The organism is Streptomyces sp. NPDC012466, assembly GCF_042955215.1.
Taxonomy (GTDB): Bacteria; Actinomycetota; Actinomycetes; order Streptomycetales; family Streptomycetaceae; genus Streptomyces.
The window spans coordinates 258640-279314 of record NZ_JBIBEQ010000004.1 but is presented as its reverse complement, the minus strand read 5'-3'; the positions used below and the strand labels follow the sequence as shown (position 1 = coordinate 279314).

9 protein-coding genes are annotated in these 20675 nt (G+C 73.5%); 3 read left to right on the top strand and 6 right to left on the bottom strand.

Annotated elements, in window-relative coordinates; genetic code table 11:
• Window positions 1-46 precede the first annotated feature (46 nt).
• From ACFY9E_RS17110 to ACFY9E_RS17095, 4 genes are all read right to left on the bottom strand, one after another.
• Entirely contained in the window at window positions 47-244 is a 198-nt protein-coding gene (locus tag ACFY9E_RS17110) for an Rv0909 family putative TA system antitoxin (protein WP_390984321.1), read from the bottom strand.
• A gap of 64 nt (window positions 245-308) precedes the next feature.
• Window positions 309-1538: a crotonyl-CoA carboxylase/reductase gene (gene ccrA / locus ACFY9E_RS17105; RefSeq protein ID WP_390984318.1), complete on the bottom strand. Its 1230-nt coding sequence runs from the start codon at window positions 1536-1538 to the stop codon at window positions 309-311.
• 21 nt (window positions 1539-1559) lie between these two features.
• Window positions 1560-5459, bottom strand: coding sequence for an alpha/beta fold hydrolase (locus tag ACFY9E_RS17100; RefSeq protein ID WP_390984315.1), 3900 nt, complete (start codon window positions 5457-5459; stop codon window positions 1560-1562).
• Window positions 5452-14067 carry an amino acid adenylation domain-containing protein gene (locus ACFY9E_RS17095; RefSeq protein ID WP_390984313.1) on the bottom strand — a complete coding sequence of 2872 codons (8616 nt, stop codon included), beginning with the start codon at window positions 14065-14067 and terminating at the stop codon, window positions 5452-5454. Before ACFY9E_RS17095 ends, ACFY9E_RS17100 begins: the two co-directional genes overlap by 8 nt.
• Window positions 14068-14538: 471 nt before the next feature.
• Between ACFY9E_RS17095 and ACFY9E_RS17090 the strand changes: the two genes are divergently transcribed.
• On the top strand, window positions 14539-15837 hold the full coding sequence (locus ACFY9E_RS17090; protein ID WP_390984310.1) for a condensation domain-containing protein: 1299 nt from the start codon (window positions 14539-14541) through the stop codon (window positions 15835-15837).
• Window positions 15838-15894: 57 nt separating this feature from the next.
• On the top strand, window positions 15895-16413 hold the full coding sequence (locus ACFY9E_RS17085) for a sigma-70 family RNA polymerase sigma factor (RefSeq protein WP_390984307.1): 519 nt from the start codon (window positions 15895-15897) through the stop codon (window positions 16411-16413).
• 105 nt (window positions 16414-16518) lie between these two features.
• Here the strand turns inward: ACFY9E_RS17085 and ACFY9E_RS17080 are convergent, their stop codons facing one another.
• Window positions 16519-17208 carry a PAS domain-containing protein gene (locus ACFY9E_RS17080; RefSeq protein ID WP_390984305.1) on the bottom strand — a complete coding sequence of 230 codons (690 nt, stop codon included), beginning with the start codon at window positions 17206-17208 and terminating at the stop codon, window positions 16519-16521.
• Between the two features lie 679 nt (window positions 17209-17887).
• Here ACFY9E_RS17080 and ACFY9E_RS17075 point away from each other — a divergent pair.
• Complete coding sequence (locus tag ACFY9E_RS17075) at window positions 17888-19174, top strand: helix-turn-helix domain-containing protein (protein ID WP_390984302.1); 1287 nt, start codon at window positions 17888-17890, stop codon at window positions 19172-19174.
• Window positions 19175-19546: 372 nt separating this feature from the next.
• Here the strand turns inward: ACFY9E_RS17075 and ACFY9E_RS17070 are convergent, their stop codons facing one another.
• Window positions 19547-20503, bottom strand: a complete 957-nt coding sequence (locus ACFY9E_RS17070; protein WP_390984300.1) for an ankyrin repeat domain-containing protein — start codon at window positions 20501-20503, stop codon at window positions 19547-19549.
• Between the last annotated feature and the right edge of the window lie 172 nt (window positions 20504-20675).

Sequence of the window (20675 nt, the reverse complement as noted above, 5' to 3'; positions counted from 1 at the left end):
GGCGTTTCCCGTCCCCGGCGCGTCGGGGACGGGAAACCGTGGCGGGTCAGCGTTCCGGCGTACCGCCGCCGTCCCGGTAGGACCGCCGCACAGCGTCGCCGGCCTTGTCGGTCTTGGCGTCGTACTTGTTGCCCGTCCGCTCGTCGACCGTGCGCTCGGCGCGCGAGACGCCCTTGTCGGCCTGGTCGGGGTGACCCTTGGCCATCTGCTTGGCCTTGTTCATCATGTCGCCCAGCTTGCCCATGGATACCTCCCGGGAGTGACGTGCGTCGTTCCCCGCCGTGGGTACCCCTCAGGCCGGGCGCGAATCACCCCTGGTCCCCCACCCGTGCGGCCATGTTCCCCGCCGGGTGCTGGTTGTCGTGGATGAGCTGGTGGGCGAGGCCGATCTCGTCGAAATCGAAGGTCCGGGACAGGCACGGGTCGATGATGCCCTGGTCGATCAGCCGGGTGACCTCCCGTGCCTCACGGGCGGTGGCGACGTGGGAGCCCTGCAGGCGCTTCTGCCGCATCCACAGGAAGCGCAGGTCGACGTCGCCGTTGTAGCCGGTGGTGCCGCCGCACAGGACGACCATGCCGCCGTTGTCGCACAGGTACAGGGACGTGGGGATGGTGTCGGCGCCGGAGTGCTCCAGGACGATGCGCGGGCTGCGGCGCTCGCCGAGCACATCCCAGAAGCGTCGCCCGAAGGCGCGGGCACCCGACAGCCAGCGGCCCATCGCCGCCTCGTCGGAGGTGTCCGGCAGCCGTCCCCAGTGGTCGAACTCGCGGCGGTCGATGAAGCCCTCGGCGCCCAGCTTGAGGCAGAACTCGCCGCGTTCCTCGCTGGAGACGACCGCGACGGGGATGCCGCCGACGTGCCGGACCAGCTGGATGGCGATGCAGCCCAGGCCGCCGGCGCCGCCCCAGATCAGCACCGGGTCGCCGGGGCGGACCGTGTGCGGGGGCCAGCCGAAGAGCTGGCGGTAGGCGGTGGCGGCGGTCGCCATGTAGCAGGCGGCCTCCGCCCAGGACAGCCGGGCGGGCTTGGGGTGGCACATGTAGTCGTCGACGACCGCGAACTGGGCGAAGGAGCCGTAGTTCTCCTCGTAGCCCCAGACCCGCTGGCTGGTGGACCAGGTGGGGTCGCCGCCGAGGCGGATGTCCTCGGCCTTCTCGTCCCAGCGGTTGGCGAGGACGACGACCTCGTCACCGAGCCGCACCCCGCGCACGTCCTCGCCGACCGCCCACACGATCCCGGACAGGTCGGAGCCGCCGATGTGGAAGTCCTCGGTGGCACCGGCCTTCTGCCGGGCGGCGATCACGTCGAGCGGCGAACCCAGCGCCGCCCAGACGTTGTTGTAGTTGATGCCGGCGGCCATCACCTTCACCAGGACCTGTCCGCGGCCCACGGGCGGGACGTCGACCACCTCGGTCCGGAAGGCGTCGACGGGCTGCCCGTAGCGCTCACGGCGGATGAGCGAGGCGTACATCTTCTTCGGGGCGGCGCCGATCTCCGGCGCGTCGCCGAGTTCGTAGAGGTCCTGGGTCGCTCTCACGCTGGTCTCCTCAACGCGGGTTCAAAGGGAAGGGGATGTGGTGGCCCGGTCGCCGAGGCCGCGCAGGGCCTTGGCGACCGTCTCGCCGATGCGGGCGATCGGCTCGGGTTCGGTCATCTCGTAGTGGCCGCAGGGCACTTGGTGGTCGTGCAGCGTGCCGTCGACGTAGGGCCGCCAGCTGTCGGCCTTGCCGGGCAGCACCGCCGGATCGGCCGGGAGATCCGTGGGGCGTTCCTCGGCCGCGCTGAAGAACAGCACGTCGCCTCGGTAGACGCCGGGGGCGAACTGCGGTGCGATGCGCAGGTTGTTGCGCATGACGGCGGCGATGGCGGCGGCCTCGTCGCGGGTGACGGGGACGCCCGCCGGGTCGGCCGTGACGCGGGCGTCGATCCGCTCGAGGACGGCCTCCACAGGAGCGTCCGCGTCGACGGGCAGTCCGGCCACCCGGGACAGCAGGGCCGCCACCTGGCGTTCGGCCGCGTCGGCGTCGTGGGCGGTGCCGTGCGGCTGAGGGGCGTCGAGCATGGCGAGGAGTTCGACGCGCTCACCGTCGCGCTGGAGCGCACACGCCATGGCGTGGGCGACGAATCCGCCGTAGGACCAGCCCAGCAGCCGGTACGGCCCGTGTGGCTGCACCCGGCGCACCAGGTCCAGGTAGTGGGCGACCATGGCGGCGGCGTCCGGCGCGGGCGGCCGGGTGCCGTCGAGACCGGCCGCCTGGATGCCGTGGACGGGCTGGTCGCCGCCGAGGTGCGGCAGCAGGCCGGTGTACCGCCAGGACACGCCCGCGCCGGGGTGGACGCAGAACAGGGGTGTGGCGGTGCCCTCGGCGCGCAGCGGCAGCAGCGGGCCGAGCGCGGTGGGGGCGGTGTCCGGTGTCTTCCCGTCCTGCTCGTCGGCCGCGGCGAGGACCCCGGAGACGGTGGGCGCGGCCAGCAGGGTCGCCGCCGGGACGTCGAGGACGCCGGCCTGGCGCAGCCGGCCCGCCAGCAGCACGGCGCGCATCGAGTCGCCGCCGAGGTCGAAGAAGTTGTCGTGCAGGCCGATGCCGCCGATGCCGAGGGTCTCCTCCCACAGCCGGGTCACCGCCTGTTCGCGTGCGGTGCGCGGCGGTACGTGCTCCGTGGTCAGCCGGGGCCGCGGGGCGAGGCCGGCGTCGGGCTCCGGCGCTGCCGGGGTGTCGTCGGGGGCGGCGGGAGCGGTGCGGGTGCCAGGGGCGTCGATCCAGTGGCGTCGGCGTTCGAAGGCGTACGGGGGCAGCGGCACCCGCCGGGCCGCGCCCGGCACCGGGGGGAGGGCGCTGTCGACGCCCGCGCTCCACAGCCGCCCCAGTGCCTCCGCGAGGACGAATCCGTCGGACGCCTCGGCCTTGGCGTGCCGCATGGTGGTCACCGTCACCGGTGTCTCGTCGGCGAGCCGGCCGGTGGCGAGCTTGGTCAGGGTGTCGCCCGGCCCGATCTCCACGAGGACGGGGTGCATCCGGTCCCAGAGGGCGGTGATGCCGTCGGCGAACCGCACGGTGTCGCGGGTGTGGTCGAGCCAGTGCTGTACGGAGGTGGCCTGGGCGTCGGTCACCCAGGTGCCGGTGACGTTGGTGACGTACGGGATGCGCGGCGGGCGCAGGGTGACCCGGCCGAGGTGGGTCTCGTAGGCCGGCAGGACCGGGTCCAGGACGTGGGAGTGGGCCGCGACCGGGATGCGCAGACGGCGGAACGGCACCCCGCGGCGGGTCAGTTCGGCCTCGAAGCGGGTGACGGCGTCGAGGTGTCCGGCGACGGTGCAGGCGCCCGGGGCGTTGACGGCGGCCAGGGAGAGTTCGTCGTCGAGCAGCGGCCGGATGTCCTCGGCCGGGGCGGCGACGCCGACCGTGGCACCCCCGGCGGAGCTGATGAGCCGGATGCGTTCGGTGACCAGGGGGAGCATGTCCGCGAGGTCGATGACGCCGGCCAGGCAGGCCGCCGTGTACTCGCCGAGCGAGTGGCCGATCAGCGCGTCCGGGCGCACGCCCTGCTCGATGAGCGTGCGGGCCAGGGCGTACTCGGTGACCACGAGCCCGAGGAACGCGCAGGTGTCGTCGGGACGTTGCTCCTCGAAGAGGGCGGTGCGCAGGTCGGTGCCGAGGACGGGTCGCAGGATGCGGGCGCACTCGTCGACGGTGTCGCGGTAGACGGCTCGGTCGCGGTACAGCTCCGCGCCCATGCCGGGGTACTGGGTGCCGCCGCCCGGCAGCAGGAACGCCACCCGGACCGGCTCGTCGGCGGGCAGCGGGACGGCCGGGGCGGCGGAGCGCAGGGCGTCGAGGGCCTCCTCGCGGGAGGCCGCCGTGACGGTGAGCCGGTGGCGCAGCGCGGGCCGGTCGGTGCGCAGGGCGTGGGCCACGTCGTCCAGGCGCAGTTCGGGCCGGCGTTCGAGGTGCCGGGCGAGTGCCTCGGCCTGGCCGCCCAGCGCACCGGCGGTCCGCGCGGACAACGGCAGCACCAGGCGGTGGTCGCCCTCGGGCGGGCGGGGTGCGGCGGGGGCTGCGGGCGGGGCCTCCTCCAGGACGACGTGGGCGTTGGTGCCGCCGATGCCGAAGGCGCTGACGGCTGCGCGGCGGGGGTGGTCGCCCGCGGGCCACTCCTCCAGGGTGGTGGGCACGCGGAAGGGGCCGGCGTCGAAGTCGATGAGCGGGTTGGGTCCGTCGAAGTGCAGGCTCGGCGGGATCTGCCGGTGTTCCAGGGCCAGGATCGCCTTGATGAGTCCGGCGATGCCGGCGGCGGCTCCGAGGTGGCCGATGTTGGTCTTGACCGAGCCGAGCGCGCAGAACCCGGTCCGCTGTGTGCTGTGCCGGAACGCCTCCGTCAGGGCGGACACCTCGATCGGGTCGCCGAGCCTGGTGGCGGTGCCGTGCGCCTCGATCAGGCCGATGGTGCCGGCGTCGACCTCCGCCTGGGCTTGCGCGGCGAGGATCACCTCGGTCTGTCCGGCGGCGCTGGGCGCGCTGAAGCCGACCTTGCGGCGGCCGTCGTTGTTGACGGCGCTTCCGCGGATGACGGCGCGGATGCGGTCGCCGTCGGCGAGGGCGTCCTCCAGCCGTTTGAGCACGACGGCTCCCACCCCGTCGCCGGAGGAGGTGCCGGCGGCGTCCGCGGCGAAGGCGCGGCAGTGGCCGTCGGGCGAGAACGGCCCGTCGGGCACGTGGCGGTAGCCCAGCACGGCGGAGGGGTTGACGGAGACGGCCGCGGCGAGCGCGGTGTCGCAGCGGTGGTCCAGCAGGTCCTGGCAGGCGGTGTGCACGGCGACCAGCGCGGTGGAGCAGGCCGTCTGGAGGGACACGCTGGGGCCGGTGAGGCCGAGTTCGTAGGAGACGCGGGTGGCGAGGGTGCCGAGGGAGTTGGCGGTGGCCGCGTGGACGAGTTCCACCGAGCCGGGCTGACCGGCGAAGCGCGGGTACACGTGGGCCGGGTAGTAGCGGCTGTCGCCGGCGCCCGCGTAGACGCCGAACGCCTCGCCCGTGCGGTCGCCGCCGAGGCAGCCGGCGTCCTCCAGGGCGTGGTAGGCCGTCTCCAGCAGCAGCCGCTGCTGTGGGTCGACGACTGCGGCCTCGGCGGGGCTGTAGCCGAAGAAGCCGGAGTCGAAGCGGTCGATGCCCTCGACGACCGACGCCATCCGGATCAGCGTCGGGTCGTCCAGGTCGCGCGGGTCGCCGCCCGCGGCGAGGAACTCCTCGTCGGTGACGGGCCGTACGGCTTCCCGGCCGGCCGCGAGGTTCTCCCAGAAGGCGTCGAGGTCGTCGGCGCCGGGGAAACGGCCCGCCATGCCGATGACGGCGACGGCGGGGAGGTCCTCCGCGTCGTGGGGTGCGGTGGTGTCGTGCACGGCGTGTGCCTCGTCCTTTCCCGGATCGGTGGTGTGCGGCACGGAGTTCGCCCTGTCAGGCACGGCCGCGGTCCCTGCCCTGCCGGGCGGAGCGGCGCGCGCGGGCGGCCCGCTGCCGCTGTGCTTGTTCCTTGGCGCGGTCCAGACCGGCCGTCTGCGGCCGGGGTGACGGTTCGGCGACCGCCGTGGGGCCCGCGCCGGTGGCCGACAGGTGGCGTGCCAGGTCGCGCACGGTGGGGTGAGCGAACAGGTCGACCACCGACAGGTCGGTGCCGAAGGCGCGGTTGACGGCGGTCTGCGCGGTGACGAGCAGCAGGGAATTGCCGCCCAGGTCGAAGAAGTTGTCGTCTCGGCCCACCCGGTCCCGGCCCAGGACACCGCACCAGACCTCGGCGAGCCGGCGCTCCAGCTCGCGCAGTTCCTCGCCCGCCTCGGCACGGTCCGGGCCCGCCGCGGTGCCCGTCGAGCGGATGACCCACGCGTCGGACAGCCCGGCAGCGCGGGCGTCTTCTCCCGCCGCCCGGTACAGGGCGCCCAGGTCGGTCCCGTCCTCCAGGCCGACGCGCCCGGCCAGTCGCCGCGTCTGGCGCACGGGGGCCACGACATGGCTGCGGACCCAGGGGGCGGTGCGGTCGGCGCCGATCAGCAGGTGCGGCTCGTCCAGGGTGCGGGCCAGGTCGAACGAGCGCAGCGCGGCGGGGGTGTCGAGCAGCCGGTAGCCTCGGGCCTCGCTGAGCGCGGTGAGCCCGTAGCCGCGGCTCATGCCGCGCTCGCGCCACATGCTCCAGGCCAGGGACTGCGCGGGCAGGCCGAGGCCGCGGCGGTACAGGGCGAGGGCGTCCAGGTAGGCGTTGGCGGCGGCGTAGGCGGCGTTCATGGCCCCGCCGAAGAAGCCGTTCACCGAGGAGAAGGTGACGAAGGAGGCCACCGGATGGTCCTCGGTGAGCCGGTGCAGCGTCCACGCGCCGCGCACCTTCGCCTCCAGCGCCCGGCGCCAGGTGGCGGTGTCCAGTTCAGCCACGGGGCGTTCCACGAGCGTGCCGGCCAGGTGCAGCACCGATCCGAGGGGCACGCCCCACGCCTCGGCCGCGGCTTCCACGGCCTCGCGCAGCTGCTGTTCGTCGGTGACGTCCGCCGGGGCGTAGCGGACCTCGCCCAGCTCTTGCAGGTGTGACAGGAGGTGGCCCTCGGGTCGCGGTGTGCGGCCGACGACGAGCAGCCGGGTGCCGGGGGTGCGCAGCAGATGGGCGGCGATCTCGGCCCCGACACCGCCCAGGCCGCCGGTGAGCAGGGTGAAACCGTCGCTCGAGGGCTGTGCGGCGCGGGGCGGGGTGTCGAGCAGGGGCGCGAGACGGCGTACGTACCGCTGCCCGTCGCGGTAGGCCACGTCCGCACCGTCGGCTGCGGCCGCCGCCTCGGCGGGAAGCACGAGCAGCGGGTCCGTGCCGCTGTCCGGGGGGAGGTCGAGGTGCGTGGCGCGCAGCCGGCCGGACTCCTCGCTCAGCGACTTCAGCAGCGCACCGGTCATGGCGTGGGCGGGATCGGGGAGTTCGCCGGGGTGCACGGCCTGGGCGCCCGCCGTCACGTACACCAGGTCGACGGGGCGCGACGGTCCGGGACGTGCGGCCAGGGCCCGGGCGAGGGCGAGCAGGTCCTCCGCGCCGGTCGTGTCGTCGGGCTCCGGGCCGCCGGTGCCGCGCAGCGCGCCGAGGTGCAGCACGGCGTCGACCGGCCGCTGGTCGCGTTCCAACCGGTCCAGCAGCGCGGCGTAGTCGCTCTGCTCGCCGGGCCGGACGCGGTAGTGAGCGGCGTCGAGGCGTGCGTACGCCGTGCCCGCTGCGGCCACGGTGCACCGGCCGCCGCTCTCGCGCAGCGCGTCCGCCAGCCGCAGGATGAGAACGTCATCGTCCTGGGCTAGGACGAGGGTGTGCCGGCCGGGTGCCTCAGAGCGGGCACCGGGGCGTTCCGCCCGCTGCCACACGGGCCGCAGGAACCAGTCGGGGACGGTGGCCGCGGTGCCCAGCAGCAGTTGGGTGCGGCGGACCTCGGCGTCGAAGTCGCCGGCTTCGAATCGCTTGCGCAGTCTGGTGCGCTGGATCTTGCCGATCTCCGTCTTGGGGACGCTCTTGCGCGCGACCGGGATCAGGAAGGCCGGGCTGATGCCGATCTCCCGGGTGACCTTGCCGGCGATCTCGCGCAGGGCCCCGGCGGTGACCTCGGGCCCGAGGTGGAAGAACAGGGCCAGTTCGTCGGTGGGCGACGCCGGGTCGGAGCGCACCGCGACCGCCGCGGTGAAACTGCGCTCCACACAGGGCAGTTCCTCGACGCAGGCCTCTATCTCGTGGCTGTAGTGGTTGACGCCGTTGACGATGATGACGTCCTTGGCGCGCCCGGTGATGTACAGCTCTCCGGCCCGCAGGTACGCCAGGTCACCCGTGTCGAACCAGCCGTCGTCGGTGAACGCCTCCGCGTTGGCCGCCGGGTTGTCGTGGTAGCCGCCGGTGACGGAGGTGCCTCGGACCTGGAACCTGCCCGCCTCGCCCTCGTTGAGGACCGTGCCCTGCTCGTCGACGACCCGCATGGCGAATCCGGGGTAGGGCCGGCCGCAGCTGACGAACATCCCCTCGTCCGCGCCGGGTTCGGCGGGCAGGACGGCGTCGGTGACCACGGAACAGGTCTCGGACATGCCCCACCCGGGGTGCATCACGTCCTGCGGCAGGCCGAACGGCTTCAGCGTGTGCAGGAACCGGCGGGCGGCCGAGGCCACGACGACCTCGCCGGCGTTCATCACCAGCCGCATCGGTGACAGGTCCCAGGCGCGGTCGGTGAAGCGGTGGGACTGCTCGGCGAGGAGCCCGAAGGCGAAGTTGGGCGCCCAGGTGACGGTGACCCGGTGCCGGTCGGCGAGGTCCATCCAGCGCAGCGGGTCCTGCAGGATCCAGGTGGTGGGGGCGTGGATCTGGCGGCAGCCGAGGTACACGTCGCGCAGGTGGAACATCACCACGCCGGTGACGTGGTCGAGCGGGATCCAGTTCAGGGACACGTCGTCGGCGCCGAGCCCGTTCATCTGCTCGGTGGCCGCGGAGCGGGTCAGCACGTTGCGGTGGGTCAGGCGTACCGCCTTGGGCAGGCCGGTGCTGCCGGACGTCATGAGCATCAGCATGAGGTCGTCCGGCCCTGCGGGGTGCCAGGCGTGGTCCTCGGGCGCTTCGCGCAGGGCGTCGGCCGTGGTGAGCCGCAGGCCGGGCCAGTCCTGCCGGGCGGCGACATCGCGCAGCCCGGCCTCGCGGGCGGCGGAGCACACGACCCAGGGCCGGCCGAGCATCCGCCAGATGCCCTCCAGTTTCGTCAGTGCCGCGGAGGGGGTGTCGTAGGAGGTGGGGACGGTGAGCGGGACGGCGACGAAGCCGCCGAGGACGCAGCCCCACAGCACGGCGAGGAAGTCCTCGGTGGCATCGCACTGGAGGATGACCTGGTCGCCGGGGCGCAGGCCCGCCCGGCGCAGTCCGGCGAGCACGCGGGAAGCCTCCGGGATCAGGGAGGCGTAGCTGCGCCGGTGTTCGGTGCCGTCGGAGTGGACGTGGACGATGTCACCCCGGTCCTGTTCGGCGGCACGGCGCAGGGCCTGGGCCCAGCTCGGCACCGAGGGTTCGGTCAGTGCGGGGCCCTCGCTGACGGCCGGGACGGTGGAGCCGGGTGCTGTGCGGGCTGCGGCGGGGGTGGACTGTGTGGTGCGGTCGGGCAGGCCGGCGTGGCGGCGGCCGAGTTCCTCGGGGGTGTTCTCCGGCGAGACCTCGGCGGCCGTGACGCCCGGAATCCGCGCCAGCCGTTCGCGCCAGTCGCCGGCGGCGGTGCGGTCGACGGCGGGCAGGGCGCGCAGGACGGCGGTGTCGACGGTGCCGTCCTGCGCGCGGGGCAGCACGTTCACCGCCGTGACGCGGACGGTGCCGTGACCCGCACGGTCCAGGGCGGTTTCGAGGCGTTCGGCGGCGTCCGCCCGTCCGGGCACCACGTACAGGTGCGGTGGGACGCCGTCGGCACCGGGCAGGCCGTGGGCCTCGCGGATGCCGGGCACCACGAGGGCGGCCTGCTCCAGTTCCGAGAGGTCGGGCGCGGCCTCGGCGGGGGTGCGCTCGGGGAGCGCGGGCAGTTCCCCGACACGGACCTCGGGATGGGCGCTCACCGCGCGCAGGGTGTCGTGCAGGGCGTGGGCGAACGCCTCGGCGGTGCCCGCGTCGTAGAGGCCGGTGGCGTACTCGACGTGCAGGGTCAGGCCGTCGGGGGCGCCCTCTGGGGTGTGGCGTTCCAGGACGTCCACGAAGAGGTCGAACTTGGCGGTGCCGGTGGCGGTGGGCCGCAACTCGGCTCGGGTGCTTCCCAGTTCGAGGACGGCGGGTGCGTTGTTCTGCAGGGCCAGCATCACCTGGAACAGCGGGTGCCTGCCGGGTGTGCGGGGCGGGTTGAGGTCGTCCACCAGCCGGTCGAAGGGCAGGTCCTGATGGTCCAGGGCGGCCAGGTCGGTGGTGCGCAGCCGGGCGAGGAGGTCCCGGAAGGCGGGGTCGCCGGAGGTGTCGGCGCGCAGCACCAGGGTGTTGGTGATCAGGCCGATCAGCGGGTCCAGCGCGGGTTCCGTGCGGCCCGCGACGGGGGTGCCGAGGACGATGTCCTCGCCGGCGCCGCAGCGGGTGAGCAGGGCGCTGACGGCGGCGTGCACCACCATGAACAGGCTGGCGCCCTCGCGGTCGGCGAGGCGCAGCAGGGCGCGGTGCAGGGCGGCGTCGACGACTGTCTCGACGTGCGCGCCGCCGCCGCGTGGTGCGGTGGGACGCGGCCGGTCGCCGGGCAGGGTGCACTCCTCGGGCAGGCCGTCCAGCGCGCCGCGCCAGTGGGCGGTGAGCCGCTCCAGCCGGCCCGGGCCGTCCGGTCCGGGGGCCAGCAGGGCACGCTGCCACAGCGCGTAGTCGGCGTACTGCGCCGGCAGCGGGGTCCAGACGGGCGCCCGGCCGGTCCGGCGGGCCGCGTAAGCGGTGCTCAGGTCGGCGGCGAAGGGGCCGAGCGACCAGCCGTCGGCCGCGCTGTGGTGCAGCACGAACAGGAGCACCCGCTCGGTGCCGGTGCCCAGCAGCCAGGCGGAGAGGGGGCTTTCGGCGGTGAGGTCGAAGCGGTGCCGCAGCGCGGCGGTGACGTGGGCGGCGGTCTCCGCGGCGGGGCAGTCGACGCGCCGCAGCACCGGGCGCAGCTCTCCCGGCGGCAGGATGCGCTGGTAGGGGGCTCCGTCGTGCTCGGCGATCACCGTCCGCAGGCTCTCGTGGCGGTCGGCCAGGTCACCGAGGGCCGCCTGGAGCGCCTCGGTGTCGACGTCGGCGTCGAGCGGGACGAGGAGCGGGATGTTGTAGGTGGCCGCTCCGTCGTCGAGCCGGTTCAGGAACCACATGCGTTCCTGCGCGAAGGACAGCGGCACCCGCTGCGGGCGCGCGACGGCGCCGAGGGCCGGCCGGGGCAGGGCGCCGCCCGTGTGTTCGGTGAGGCGCTGGGCGAGGGCGGCCGGGGTCGGCGTCTCGAACAGGGCGGTGATGGGGATCTCGGCGCCGCTCTCGTGCCGCAACCGGGCCAGCAGACGGGTGGCGAGCAGGGAGTCACCGCCCAGGTCGAAGAAGTTGACGTCGGTACCCACCGTGTCCCGCGGCAGCTTCAGCACATCCTCGAACAGGGCGCACACCAGGGCCTGTTGCGGTGTCGCGGCGCGGGTGCCGGACGCGGCGGCGGTGAAGTCGGGGGCGGGCAGGGCCTGGACGTCGAGCTTGCCGTTCGCGGTCAGCGGCAGCGTGTCCACCGGGACGCAGACAGCCGGGACCATGTGTTCGGGCAGGTGTGCGGCTGCGTGGGCGCGCAGTTCCGCGGGGCGCACGGTCGTGTCGCCCGTGGGGACGGTGTAGGCGACCAGGTGCAGGGCGCCGTTGCCGGCGCGGTGGGGTACGACGGCGGCACGGGCGACGTCCGGGTGGGCGGCGAGGACGGTCTCGATCTCGCCGGGTTCGACGCGGAAACCGCGCAGCTGTATCTGGGCGTCGGCGCGGCCGAGGTAGTCGAGCGTGCCGTCGGGGCGGCGCCGGGCCAGGTCGCCCGAGCGGTACATACGGGTGCCGGGCGGGCCGTAGGGGTCGTCGAGGAAGCGTTCGGCGGTCAGGTCGGGCCGGTTCAGGTATCCGGCGGCGACACCGGCGCCGGAGACGTACATCTCGCCGGTCGCGCCGGGCGGCACCGGGCGTCCCCCGGCGTCCAGCAGGTGGACGCGGAGGTCGGCGAGCGGGGTGCCGATGATGCTGCCGCGACGCGGGTCGTCCAGGTCGGCCGGGGTGAGGCGGTGGTGGGTGACGTGCACGGTGGTCTCGGTGATGCCGTACATGTTCACGAGTGCCGGACGGTCCAGTCCGTGCCGTTCGGCCCAGGGGCGCAGCCGCGCCGGGCGCAGGGCCTCGCCGCCGAAGACGACGTAGCGCAACGCGCCGGTGTCCCCGGCCCGTTCCAGGTCGGCGTCGATCAGCTGCTCGAACGCGGACGGCGTCTGGTTGAGGACGGTCACGCCCTCGCGGTGCAGCAGTTCCAGGAACTCCCGCGGTGAGCGGCTGACGGCGTACGGGACGACGACGATCCGGCCGCCGTGCAGCAGGGCGCCCCAGATCTCCCAGACGGAGAAGTCGAAGGCGTAGGAGTGGAACAGCGTCCACACGTCGTCGGCACGGAAGTCGAAGTGCCCGGCCGCGGCGGCGAAGAGCCGTACGACGCCTGCGTGCGGGACGGGCACGCCCTTGGGACGGCCGGTGGAGCCGGAGGTGTGGATGATGTAGGCGATGTCGGACGGGCTCACCGGCCCGTGCCGGTCGGCGTCGGTCAGGTCGGCGGCGGAGCGGCGGGCGAGGTCGGCCGTGACCTCGGGGTCGTCCAGCAGGACGGTGGTGACAAGGTCCCCGGCGAGAGGGGCGTGGGCGTGCTCGGTGACGAGGACGACGGGCGCCGCGTCCTCGACGACCAGCCGCAGCCGTTCGGCCGGGTGGCCGGGGTCCAGGGGCAGGTAGGCGGCGCCGGTCTTGAGGACGGCCAGCAGGGCGGGCAGCAGCCGCACGCCGCGCTCCAGGGCGAGCGCCACCACCCGGCCCGGGCCGGCGCCGTGTTCGGTCAGCAGCCGGGCGAGCCGGTTGGCCTCGGCGTTGAGGGCGGCGTACGTGAGCCGTTCGTCCCCGCAGGTGACGGCGGTCCGCTCGGGACCGGCCTCCGCCCGTTCCTCGAACAGTTCCGTGAGGGTCCGTTCGACGGGATACGTGTGGACGGGGGTGTCGCGGGGGTGTTCACCCGGCAGCAGGACGTCCAGGTCGCCCAGTGGTGTCGTCGGCTCCGCCTCGGCCAGCCGACGCAGCACCGTGAGGAACCGGTCGCGGTGCAGGGCGAGTTCGTCCTCCTCGTACAGCGCGGGGTTGGCGTCGAAGGCCAGCCACAGTCCGCCGGGGCGGGCTGCGGGGCGCACCGAGATCTGGAGGTCGTCGACGGCTCCGCCGGACAGGTGGTGCCAGGTGGTCGGGTGTCCGCCGAAGACCGGGGACTCGTCGAAGGGGACGATGTTGAGCACCGGCCCGTACAGCCGTCGTCCGGTGCCCAGCAGGCCCAGGTCGCGACGGAGGAACTCGCCCCGGTAGCGCTGGTGGCGGCGCAGGGCCTTCAGTTCGTCCGCGACGGCCCGCGCCAGCTCCGCGACGGGCGTGTCGGGGGCGGCGGCCACGCGCAGCGGGAGGACGTCGGAGGCGGTGCCGGGGGTGCGCAGGGCGGCGCTGCCCAGCCGGCTCATCGTGGCCATGCCCAGCACCAGGTCCCCGGCGCCGGTCATCCGGTGCAGGTGGACTGCGGTGGCGGCGGTCAGCAGGTCGGTGCGCTGCACGCCGAGGCGGGCCGCCGCGGCGTCGAGGGCGTCGGTCTCGGCGGGTGTCAGTTCGGCGGTGTGGCGCAGGAAGGGCGCGGTGGGGGCGGCTGTACGGGAGGTGAGCCGGGCGGGCTCCGGCAGGCCGGTCAGGCGCCGCGCCCAGTGGTCTCGGTCGCGGGCGTACGCGTCGGAGGCGCGGTAGGCCGCGTCCTCCTCCTGGAGCCGGCTCACCGGCGCGAAGCCGCAGGGGCCCGGCTCCCGCCCCTCGGCCAGGGCGTTGTACGTCTCGGCCAGGCGCCGCCCGAGGAGCTTGTAGCTGTAGCCGTCGAGCAGGAGGTGATGGGCCCTCAGCAGCCAGAGGAAGCGGTCGGGGCCCAGGGTCAGCAGGGTGTGCGCGAACAGCGGGCCCTTCTCCAGGTCCACGGGGGCGGCGAGGTCGGTGCGGACGTGGGCCCACGCGGCGGCCTCGGGATCCTCGGTGCCGCTGACGTCGACCCGGTGCAGGGGCCAGTCGTCCGCGTCCGGAGCGCAATGGCAGCGCGGGCCGTCGTCGCCGTCGGCGAAGCGCAGGGCGAAGGTGTCGGCCTCACCGACGGTGCGCCGCAGCGCGGTCTCGAACAGGGCGGTGTCGAGGGGACCGTGGATCTCCACCGCCTCCGCGGTGTTGTACGCGGCGCTGTCCGGTGCGAGCCGCCCGGCGTACCAGAGGCCCTCCTGGGCTCCGGACAGCGGTCGACGTGCGTCCTCCTGGAGTGACATAGCACAACCCTCACGTGGCAAGCCGTAATGTCCCGGACGGCGAGGCCCGGCCGGATCGGACGGGTGCGGCCACCGCTCCGTGCCGTCCTCGCGTGTGTGTACGCGCCGGGCCGGTCCACAGGGCGGAAGAGGAGGCCGCACGCCGAGGGCAGGGGGATCAGGTCACCCGCCCCGGTTTCACGGCACAGCACGGTGGTGCACCGGAACCGGCCGGGTCAAGGCGGACCGGGTTCCGGGGACGCCGATTCAGGGGTTTCCCTGAAGAATGCGGAGCCGGGGATTGTGCGCCCCGGTTCAACTTCTAGGGAAATCACGCGACTTCGCTTCACGCCGGGTTCTCGGCTGGATTCGGCCGCGTTCCGCCGTGCACTCTCGAATGGCCCCCTCGAACCCCCGCGGCCAGTCGCGGCGGCCAACCGATCCCGGGCCGTGGAAACCCCGAAACCGAACGACGGAAAGAAGGCTGACGGCATGCACCGTGCGCTGTGTCCGGTCGAGACGCTCTACGTGGGCCAGAGAAGCAGAGCCGTTCTGTCCTGCACCCTGCGCGGACCCGTGGACGTCGCGGCACTGTCGGCCGCGTTCGACGCCATGACGCAGGCGAACCCGCCGCTGCGGTCGCGCATCGAGCAGGGCGGCGCGGGCCACGTACTGGGCGTTCTCGGTGAGGACGAACGGCCCCGTCTGGTCACTCGGACCGGTGACGAGACGGAGGCCTACGCGGCGGAGCTGAACAGGCCCCTTCCGGTCGGGGGCCCGCTGAGCCGTGCCGTCCTGGTCAGCTCGCCGGACGGCGAGAGCCACCTGTTCGTACTCGTGGTGGACCACACCATCACCGACGGCCACAGCAGCATCGCGCTGCACAACGCGCTGTGGGACCGCTACCGGGCGCTGGTCGACGGGGAGTCCACGGCGGAGGCCGCCGATCGCGACCTCCCGCGCTGGCCCGAGCCCGTCAGCCGGCTGCTGCCTCCGGCCGACGAGGCCGACACGGCGAAGTACCTCGACGGTCGCCTGGAGGAGATACGACGGCACCCGGTCGAACTGGTGCCGTACGACGCCGCCACCGGCAACGCGGACGGGCACATCGAGGCCGGCAGGCTGACCCTCGACCCTGACGTCACCTCACGGCTGCGCCGGACGGCGCGCGACTCGGGCGTCTCCGTGCACGCCCTGATCGCGGCGACACTGCTGGCGACGGCCCGGCGGCGCCTGGACGGCGACGGACCCCGCACCCTCGGCTGCCTCTCCCCCATCGACCTGCGCTCCCGGCTGTCCCCGCCACTGCCCGCCTCCGCCCTGGTGCCCGCGGTCACCACCCACCTGCAGACCCTGGACGTGTCAGAGACCTCCGAGCCGTTGGAGCTGGCCCGCGCGGTGCACGCCCGCCTGGGCGACTTCCTCTCCCGCGGCGACCACTTCCACGAGATGCGCATCACGCCGGAGATCCCCCGCACCCCCGCCCTGCAACTGGCCACGGTGATCGCCACCAACATGGGCGTCGTCCCCGGTCCGCGGCTGCCGAGCGGGCTGCGGGCGGTCGACGTACGTCTGGTGCCGGCCCGCGAGCACTACTTCCCGCAGGCGGGACGCAGCCCCGTCATGGCGTGCGTCGTCTCCTTCGAAGGCCGGCTCTCCATCGAGTTCCCCCACTCCACCGCCTGTTACAGCCCGTCCTTCATCACGGCGTTCCGCGACGACGTGCGCGCCGGGCTCCTCCGCTTCGCGAGCGCGACGGAACCGGGGCGCGCCCACGCCGCCACGGGCTGAGCACGGCCCCTCCCCCGCCCCGCACCCCGCCCGGCTGCCGTAAGGAACCTGCCCGACATGACCACCGTCAGCGAACTCCCCTCTCCCCTGACGCTGCTCCCCCGAGCCCAGGCGGGCGACGAGCAGGCGTTGAACCACCTGCTGACCGGCATCACGCCCTACGTCGCCCGCATCTGCCGGTCCATCACCCACGACGACGGCGCCGACGCCACACAGGAGGCGCTGCTCGCCATCTACCGCGGTCTGGGTTCCCTGCGCGAACCGGCGGCGTTCTACGGCTGGGTGCGCTCGGTGACGGTCCGTGAGGCCGTCCGCACCGCCAAGCGCTTCGGCGAGGAACGCTGCTGCTCCCAGCTGGAGTCGCGGCAGGAGGCGAATCCCATGGACGCGGTGCACATCAGCGATGTGCTGGAGCGTCTGTCCCAGGCGCACCGGCAGGTCCTCACCCTGCGTGCCTACGGGCTCAACGAGGAGGAGATGGCCGAGGTGCTCGCCCTGCCCGTGGGCACCGTCCGCTCCCGTCTCTTCCGTGCCCGCCGCCGGTTCCAGGAGGCGTGGCAGCCCTCGGCGGCGTGAAGCGGGGCCGGCGCCCCCGGGTGCCTGCTCCACGACGAAGGCGGCCGTGTCGGCGCGGGTCACCGCCACGGCCGCCGCCCGGGCTCCGTGGAGCCCGGTTCCGTACTACCGCACACGCTCCGCGAGGACACGCGGGGGCCACTGTCCGGAGGCGAACATCCCGAGCGCGTGCGCCCGCGCCACCAGGGCGGGACGGTTGGGCGCGTCGAAGCGCCGCAGCATCTGCCCGACGCGGTACTCGATTCCCTGACGGCTCAGATAGAGGCGGGAGGCCAACTGCACCGTGGATTCGCCACTTGCGACACCTTCCAGAACCTGCGCGTCGAGGGCGCTGAGCACGGGACCGTCGGGAACCGCGTCGTCGGCCCGGCGCAGAAGGACGACGACGCCGACGATCTCACCCGCGGGTTTCCCGATGGCGATTCCGGTGACTTCCGCCGGGAAATTCCGGCCGGTGCCGTCCCGCCCCGTCACCCTTTCCGTGAATCGCCGGCAGTGCCCCGAGGAAAGGGCGGCGAACTGTTCCCGGAGTCGTGCGGGAACAGGTGAACGCAGAAGGTCGAGCAGGCCACGGCCGCATATCTCGTCGGCACTCAGGCCGAAGTGGCGGGCGAATTCGGGGTCTGCGGCCGTGACGGCCAGGTCCCCGGGGGACACGTGGGCCGTGCAGGCGCCCGCCGGGGCGGCGCCGCCCGGCGCGCCGCTTCCGGCGAGGGTGCGGCGGGCGGGGGAAACCGGAACAGCGGCTTTCTTCTTCTTGCGGGGCGAGGCGTCGGGGAAACTCGTGGTCGCCACGGACGTACCGTCCTTCTTCCTGCGCGTGGGGGCTGGGAAGGCTGAGCGAACGCGGAGCGGACCGATGCGCTGTGCCTGGGTGTCGACGAGCGTCCGGTGTCGGCACGTCACCTCGTCGGTGGCCGGGCCGGGTGTCCGCGTCGTCCCGGGCCGGCCGGCAGCGGGGCGCCGGACTCCCGGGGCGTTCAGGGGAAGCAGAGGAAGCGGCACGGAGGCGGCCGGCATCCGACTGTCGTGGATAACGTTGTCATGGCCATTCGATCTCGGTGTCCGGATTCGACGGGAAGCCGCCGGGCGGACCGGCGGGCCGCACGTCCGGCCGTCGCGAGGAGACCGGACGGGACATGTGCAGCACGAAAACCTCCACACACCGAAGAGGGGATCGCATCAAGGGGACGCCTTCGAGATTAAGGGTCGGCAACCCCTGTGGCAAGGGTTTGCCAGGTGACCTCGGTAACCTGTCAACTCCCTTGCAAGCGGACTGTTTTCGGGCAGCGCGAGAATCGATCCAAACATTCCCCGCGAGGCCGGAAACCGCCTCGACGAGGGCCATGTGACGTGGTTTTAACAGCTTGTCGCCCCTTGCCGCGGTTCATAAGGTGTTGCCAATCCACGCGCCCGACCGGGCAGGCGGGGCGCGCAGACCCTGCCGATCGCGCCACGGAACCAGAGGGGGGAGATGCTCGAGCAGCCGCATTTCGGCCGTCGGCTGAAAAAGCTCCGGCTGGCACGGGGCCTGAGCCAGGCCGGTCTCGTCGGCGAAGGCATGTCGACGGGGTACCTGTCACGTCTGGAGTCCGGTGAACGGCCTCCCACCGAACGCGCCGTGTCCTACCTCGCCCACCGCCTCGGCGTCGACCCGTCCGACCTGACCGCCCCGTCGGACGGCAGGTCCCTGACCGGGGTACTGGCCGCCGTGGTCTCGGCGCCGCCCGGCATGGACGGCACAGCGGCTCTCAGCCGCGCGGTCGAGGAGGACGCGGGCGACGATCCCGCCGCCCGCTGGCAGGCCCTGTGGCTGCTGAGCTGCGCCGCAGGCCGCGACGGCGACTACGAGCTGGAGCGCACGCGACTGCTGGAACTCATCCGGTTGAGCGATCTGCTGGAAGCACCGGAACTCCGGGCCCGGTCGCGCGTCCGGTACGCCCGCTGCACCCGCGCCCTGGGCGACCTGCGCACGGCGGAACCGGCGGCCGTGGAGGCGCTGTCCGTCGCCCGCGCCGAGGAGCTGTGCGTGTCCGACACGCTGGCCGCCCTGATGGTGCTGATCAGCGTCGAGACGGAGCTCGGCAAGCTGGAGACGGCCGGCCGGCACGTCGCCGAACTGGAGCGGGATCTGCTGCCCCGGGCCACAGCCGCCCAGGCGGCCGAGGCGTTGTGGACGGCCGCCGTGGTCAGCAACCGCCAGGGCGACGACGCGACCGCCCGGGCCAGGCTGGACACCGCGCTGGGATTGCTGAAGAGCCAGGACGACCTGACCCTGTGGACCCGGCTGCGTGCCGCCGCCACCGCCGCCGCGCTGCAGATGTCACCACCCCGGGTGGACGCCGCCGAGCGCTGGCTGGACGAGGCCGCCCGCGTGCTCGGCCTGATCGGCACCCCTCTGCAACTCCAGGAGCTGCGGGCGCTCCAGGCTCATCTCGCCTTCCATCAGGGGCGGTTGGACGACGCCCGGGCCCTCGGTCAGGCGCTGCTCACCGAGGAGGACCTGCGTCTCTCCTACCGTGACCGGGTACGGCTGTCGGTCCTCGACGGCCGGCTGATGATCCTGGCAGGCCGCGCCGACGAGGGCATAGCCGCCCTGCAACAGCTCGGACGGCAGGCGGCGGAGTCCGCACACCTCGACCTGGCGGCCCACATCTGGCAAGCCCTTGCCACGACCCTCGCCGACGTCCGCTCCCCCGAGGCGCGGACGCAGGCACCGGAGCGGGACGAGCACGGCCCACGCCGCACCTCCGCTTCCTGAACGGCCCGCACACGCCCGGCGCTTCGGGGCTCGTGGGCGGTGTTCCCGGCACCACCTGGCCACCGAACCAGGAGTGGCCGGCCTCGCAGCCGACCACCCATGGCAGCCTTGCCCCCAGCTCGCTCCGGCCCAAAGCGCCGATCCCGCCGGGCGGGAGGCCACAGCCGGCGGATCCACGACCGGGCCGCGTCGCAGTGCGGCCCTGGCACCGCGCAGACCGCCGGCACCGGATCCGCGGCCGCCGCAGTGCCGGCAGCCCGAGGAGATCTCCTCCTACGTGGCTACTGTCCACTGTCCTGCCACGCCGACCTCGGGCGAGCCGTCAGCCGCTGACCTCTTCGCGCTCGGTACGATCGTGGCCCGGGCCGCTGGTCAGTGATTCCAGTAGTCGCGATCCGGCAGTTCGACCCACACGTCGGGAGGTCCGACGACGGCACGCCTTTCGGTCAGCCGCAGTCCCGCGAAGGCGCAGCAGTAGGCCACGGCGTCGTGCTGGTAGAGGTACGAGGCAAGCACTTCCTCAGAGGTGTCGTTCTCGTACGGTCCTCCGCCCGGGTGGAGGTCCCAACCCTCGACCCTTCCGTGCCGGGCGATGCTGCCTTGGTTACCGCTCTTGGGGTTGGCGTACAGGCCGTAGCAGACCGTGTCGGCGGACAACCGGGTCAGTACGCCCGGCATTTGCGGCGCGTATCCCCAGGGCTGGGTGACGACGCAGCCGCCCGGCACGGACGTCACACCGATGATCCGCAAGCTCTCGTCCATGTCGTACTCGTACGGACCTTCCAGCAGTTCATCGATGACTTCGTCGTCCACCGGCGCCGCCTCCAGACGGCGCACCGCCTCGGCCGCGTCGATTCCGGCCACGCAGGCCAAGCCCGTTCCGTCGTAGTGGAAAGTGCCCAGTGCCGTGGTGAGCCGATCGGCCTCCTCCGCTGCCGCTCGCTCCGTGTCCGTCAGGCGCACCCCTTCCGGTACCGGGAACAGGTCCGGCGTCGGTCCAGCCAGGCTCAGACGCCCCGGCGACCAGCCGCCGATCGACAACCGCCAAGGATCCGCCCCGGCAGCGACCAGAGCTCGTGCGTTCTCCGGCTTCCTGGACAAGACGGCCTCCCAGAGCGCCGTCACCCCGTCCTCCAGTGCGTCCACGTCCGCTACGCGGCCGGCCAGCTCCGCGACGACTTCGCGGGATCCGGACACCGCTGCGCGATGCAGTGGCCGGCCCCCGCTCCATTTCTCTGGGTCGGCGCCCGCGGCGAGACGCCGGCGAATGTCGTCGGCATCCGTCCAGTCCCAACCCATGCCGGCCCAACCGTCACTTCCTGCTGCCACCGATCCCCCTCCATCGTGTCCCATACCTTCCGGCTCCACGCTCGCACACGAGTCCGACATCAGGACCGGCCGACCACGATCGGAGCGGCCTGACCAGAGACACATCAACGCGTCCGGTCAGGCACTCGATGGTGCGCCGATCGAGGTGCGGTGACGGCTTATCAGTCGCGTC